The organism is Klebsiella sp. GG_Kp173, from assembly GCF_040062415.1.
In the GTDB taxonomy this organism is placed as follows: domain Bacteria; phylum Pseudomonadota; class Gammaproteobacteria; order Enterobacterales; family Enterobacteriaceae; genus Klebsiella; species Klebsiella quasipneumoniae.
This window is the reverse complement of sequence record NZ_JBEAFZ010000067.1, coordinates 1-1,162: the sequence shown is the minus strand read 5'-3', so window position 1 is coordinate 1,162 and position 1,162 is coordinate 1. Positions and strand designations below refer to the sequence as shown.

The 1,162-nt window shown below is 50.4% G+C and carries 1 protein-coding gene; it reads right to left on the bottom strand.

Annotated features, from left to right (window positions below; all coding sequences use genetic code 11):
- A partial coding sequence (locus ABLU50_RS16190; protein WP_223176993.1) for a hypothetical protein occupies positions 1 to 74 on the bottom strand: 74 nt, incomplete at its 3' end.
- Between the last annotated feature and the right edge of the window lie 1,088 nt (positions 75 to 1,162).

Sequence of the window (1,162 nt, the reverse complement as noted above, 5' to 3'; positions counted from 1 at the left end):
TTGGTGATTTTGAACTTTTGCTTTGCCACGGAACGGTCTGCGTTGTCGGGAAGATACGTGATCTGATCCTTCAACTCAGCAAAAGTTCGATTTATTCAACAAAGCCCTCAAAAGGATGTGATCATTGAGGTACGAGAGGTGCAGGTAGGACACACCGGCACGCTGGTACCGTTCAGGATTGACGGCGTAACTGACCGGCGTTACTTCGGTATGACAGGTTGCGCATCGCTGGATGCGGTTGAATACGCCACGGAATATTTTACAGAGCCCTGACAGCGGTATGGCGTTTCACGTCCGCTCTGCACGTCATCATTGCGTCAGATCTTTCAGGTAATGTGCGGGGTGCCTGCCAGTGTGAGCGAAAGTAACTTTACCTCTGATTGCCTTCATGACTTCTTTCAGAAAACAGGACATGACGATTGAACTACCTGAATCAGTAGAAAGATGCTGAGGCCAGGGAGAGCATCGGATACACCCGCTCAGTCACCCCCCCTGATGCGTTGTTTCAACGCTGGCTTTTCTCGGGTGCAATCTTTTTTAATCTCCGCCGGTGCTTACCTGAGATCTGCCTGTCAAAGGCAAACAATACGGCGGCTACCACGCCCAGGCCCAAAACTACGATTCCATATTGAATGAACTGCATACCACTGTCTTCCATCAGAAAATGTTATGGGTAACAATAAATATCATAAACGAACATCAACGCAAACGTTTTCGTAACAATTTGATGACAGCAAATAAAGCTGGGATACCCGGCCTCCTTTGTGCCTGCGAGCACATTCAGTCTCGTCGAAAAATCGCAATCAGAAGAAAGGCTCCGGGTTTCTGAGGTGAACAACGGGCACCAGCTGGCCCGCCAGCCACCTTAGCTGGTTAGACTGGTACATGCCTGCCCCACCCGCCACCAGCTGACCGTCATGCTATCCCCATCTCCTCGTCCGCGTTAAAGGCAATCGCCTCTTCATCCATGAACGCCGGATAATTAAACTCCTCCACTGCTTTAATAACGTCCGGGTTGTTGCGCCAGCATTCATCCACAATACCGACGGATTACTGTTCTGCTTCCTGTCGCAACTGACGAGCGGTCTCATAGTTGTCCCAGTGGCTTGCCGTAAAACATGGCAACTACAGTTCACTTACACCGCCTCTCAGCCCGGTACGC